This window comes from Methanolobus sp., from assembly GCF_030682845.1.
In the GTDB taxonomy this organism is placed as follows: Archaea; Halobacteriota; Methanosarcinia; order Methanosarcinales; family Methanosarcinaceae; genus Methanolobus.
Map to the genome: position 1 here is coordinate 1 of NZ_JAUXNK010000100.1, position 4,012 is coordinate 4,012.

Genomic DNA, 4,012 nt, shown 5'->3' on the forward strand with positions numbered 1-4,012 from the left:
AATGTCAATAAGCAAGTCTGACCCCATAGACGAAAAACTCTGAGTATCTCTTCGGAATGAGCCAGTTTATTGCATCATAACCAAGAAGGTAGGAGTGTACAATAACTGATCACTCATTACTGACCGTTCGCTGCTTGCCGGCCAGCGAAAATATGTGGTATTCATTTATATCTTCATTACGATATAATGTGAGGCAGCATGGTTAGATATGGGGCTAAAAAGAGGGCTACCAGGCATAAGGCTTTTCCAACAAAATCAGGATCAATGCCACTCAAAGATAAAAGCTCGCTTTTTCCCCGAAATGATTCCATCAAGCTAAAAAAAGAAGATATAGGTTTTGCGGTGGGTAAAAGATAATGGAATCGATCATAAAAGATAAGAGCAACCAAAACATCAACCCTGTCTTTGCGAGGCATGAGACATTTCACCCTCGTTTCGGATGGCTCAAGAAGGGATTCGACAAGGCTATCGAGACCCCCGATGTCTTTTTGAGTAAAGCTGCGCCCAGCATCCTCGGCGTCGGGAAAAATATGGTCAAGGCCATCAAGTATTGGTGTATTACTTTTAAGGTGCTTGAGGAGATAAAAGAACAAGGTCAGGGAAGGCACATTGCCCCCACCGCGTTTGGACAGAACCTTCTCGGCAATGGAGGCTGGGATCCATATCTTGAAGATCCAGCCTCACTATGGCTTTTACATTGGTATTTGTTGAAGCCCCCATGCCATGCGACGGCTTGGTATTACGTCTTTAATGTCTTCAACAAAAACACCTTCGGGGCTGAAGAGGTCAGGGACAGCCTAATCGAATTCAAGAACAGCTCATTCCTCAACAACCGCATTTTTGAATCCTCTGTAATGAAGGACGTTGCCTGTATATTAAGAATGTATACTGAACAGCATGGGAACAAAGTCACTGAAGAGGACTCTATCGATAGCCCCTTCACAGAACTTGGACTAATACATAATTATGGCGATTCCAAACGCTATATATTTAACACTGGCTCCAAACATAACCTACCACCAGGCGTAATCGTTGCCACCTGCCTTGATTACGTTGACATAATACAAGAAGCTGCGAAAACGATATCAATCTCTCGCCTTGCATATGAGGCTGGAAGCCCCGGCCTTTGCTTTAGGCTCTCAGAAAGCGCCTTGGCCGATGCTATCGAGAGCATAGCAAGGCATAGTGATGAGATATTTCTATCCGATACGGCTGGTTTGATACAGATGTCCTTCGAAGGGGAGCCCAAGGTTCTTTCAAGAAAGCTCTTAGAGGACTATTACAATAGAGGTAAAAACTAAAGTGGCGCTCTTTGAGAGCATCAAGGTCAAGCGTAGGTATACCCGATCTGTAAACCTGGAGCGTGACCTCGAAATATCCGATAGCGTTAATGGCTACATTGTAAGTCCCAAAGTCGAGGGCTTGATAAATCGTTTAATTGATTCAATAACGACTCCTAATGCGGTAAGGGCATGGACTATCACAGGCGCGTATGGGACAGGCAAATCGTCTTTCGCACATTTTTTGTCAGCTATATGTTCCTCAAGAGAAGAAGAGATTAGGAAGAATGCCTATAAGATACTCAAGTCCACTAACATTAATAGTCAGAAGATAAATAGAGCAATCCCTGAGCGTGGGTTCATAAAGGCAGTCGTAACTGCACAGAGAGAACCTATTGCAAACACCCTGGTGAGGGGCTTAAAGTATGGCTCTGACAGGTTCTATTCAAATGCAAGGGGACAGAAAGGCCAGTTGAGGTCAAGTCTTGATGATTTATATGAAAGAACCATCAAAGGGGAACATGTTCCAAGCGAATTAGTTTTAAGGCTCTTGGTCGAGTTCGGAAAGTCTTCAAAAAGCGGAATCATCATCATTGTGGATGAGCTTGGGAAGAATCTTGAGTATTGCTCACAAAACCAAGCAACCGCAGACCTCTATCTTTTACAGCAGATTGCTGAGTTGCCATCCGGAGACAGTAGCCCAACGATATTTTTCCTTGGTTTGCTACACCAAGCCTTTTATGACTACTCACATGGTCTTGCTACATCCCAGCGAAATGAATGGATGAAAATCCAAGGCAGATTCGAGGATATTCCCTTCGCTGAATCTCCAACGAGACTGGTGCACCTTATTGCCGATGCAATTGACCAAACTGGGCTTGATGCATTAAGAAAGCGTCAGATTGGCGATTGGGCAAGGAGCTGGAAAGCCGCACTGACAGCCTTGGAGCTTGGCAGGATGAATATCTCGGACATTGGGCATGTCTATCCTTTTCATCCGCTATGCGCATTAGTATTGCCAGTCTTATGTAATAAATTCGCCCAAAATGATAGGACGCTATTTACATTTCTTGCAAGTGACGAACCTCATTCATTCAAAGCTTTTCTAAAGAGTGCTGAATTTGATGGCAAGCTACCCATGCTCAAGGTGCATAATCTCTATGACTTTTTCATCGAATCTGCCTCAATCGCAATAACATCTCGCTCACAGAATCAGAAATGGATTGAAATCCAGAGCAGAATTTCAGAGCTTAGCAATCTTGATATCGATTCTCTTAGTACTCTAAAGACAATTGGCATCCTGAACTTGATTGCAAGCATGGGCTCTTTGAAGGCGTCACCTAATACGGTAGCGCTTTCCCTTTGTGAAGATCCGGTCTCGGACAAGGCCATGGAGTATTGGTTCAAGGTGATAAAAGACCTTACTTCGAAGGGAATCGTAAGGCATATAAATGCGATTGATGGCCTACGCATATGGGAGGGAACTGATTTTGATATCGAAAAAGAGCTTGCAGAAGAGATTCAAAGGGCAGACCTCAATCTCACTAACGTCCTCAGTGAACTTTCGCCCCTGAAGCCTCTTGTGGCCAGAAGGCATAGCTATGTGACTGGAGTAACCCGTTACTTTGAGAGATGCTATGCCGATACCATTAACGAGAATATAAAATGCAGCAGGATTGAGAGCGATGGCGTTATTGTCTATATGGCTGGGAAGCATACTTCTACGGAGTCTATTCAATCTTTCACTGAGGACGGCAAGCCGGTTATCGTTATATGCGCTACAGATACGAAAGCGCTTCGGCATGCGGCAAATGAATATGCTGCTCTCCAGAATATTAACAAGAATCGAAAAGAACTCCTTTCCGATGGAGTGGCAAGGAAGGAAGTTCGTCATCGGTTATATATTGCTGAAGATATATTGAGGAATCATATTGAGAAATCATTCGATGTGACAAATTCAGCTTGTTATATTACAGATCACCTTGAGAGTTTCTCGGATATCGCGGCTTTTAACGCAAGGCTTTCTGCCCTTTGTGATGAGATCTATTCGAGAGGACCTGTCCTTTGGAACGAGTTAATCAATAAGCGCGAGCTTACATCACAGGGAGCAAAGGCACGGCGTGAGCTTATCGAGGCAATGCTGTGCCGTGCGGATAAAGAGCGACTTGGACTGACAGGGCATGGCCCGGAGTGTAGCATGTATGATTCCTTGCTACTCAGCACGGGCATTCATACCTTTAATGGCGAGAACTGGGAATTCGGAGGCCCAACGCGGGAATCGGGTGTTTATAATGTATGGATGGCGATAGAGGATTTCTGTAAGGCATCCAAGGAGACTACTCAATCCATTGATAGCCTGTATGCCATTCTGCAAAAACCGCCGTACGGTATGAAACAGGGAGCAATCCCTGTGCTTCTACTGGCCGTTTTTCTTCATCACAGCGATTACTTGAGCGTTTATTATGATGGCTCCTATATCCCGGTGCTCGGCCCCGAGCATTTTGAACTGCTTACCAAGAAGCCAGCACTTTTCGCTGTGAAGTATCTTGAGGTTTCAGGTCTAAGGATAAAGCTATTTGAGGAGCTTGGTGAAGTTGTCTCATCCTCAAGCATCAAGGATAATAAAAAGATTCGAAACGTAACCTTGCTCAGCATTATTAACCCCCTTGTGAAATTCGTCCAGAGGCTTCCAAAATACACCAAGGAAACTGACAACTTGACACCTGAAGCCA

At 44.4% G+C, this 4,012-nt stretch carries 3 protein-coding genes; all 3 read left to right on the forward strand.

The annotated features are described in order from the left end of the window. Window positions 1–198 precede the first annotated feature (198 nt). On the forward strand, window positions 199–357 hold the full coding sequence (locus tag Q8J68_RS13670) for a hypothetical protein (protein ID WP_305312068.1): 159 nt from the start codon (window positions 199–201) through the stop codon (window positions 355–357). Beyond that, the gene (locus Q8J68_RS13675) at window positions 357–1,301 is read left to right on the forward strand and encodes a DUF4007 family protein (protein WP_305312069.1); all 945 of its coding nucleotides are present in this window, start codon (window positions 357–359) and stop codon (window positions 1,299–1,301) included. Before Q8J68_RS13670 ends, Q8J68_RS13675 begins: the two co-directional genes overlap by 1 nt. Before the next feature lies 1 nt (window position 1,302). Further along, the coding region (locus tag Q8J68_RS13680) for a hypothetical protein (protein ID WP_305312070.1) at window positions 1,303–4,012 on the forward strand (2,710 nt) is incomplete at its 3' end.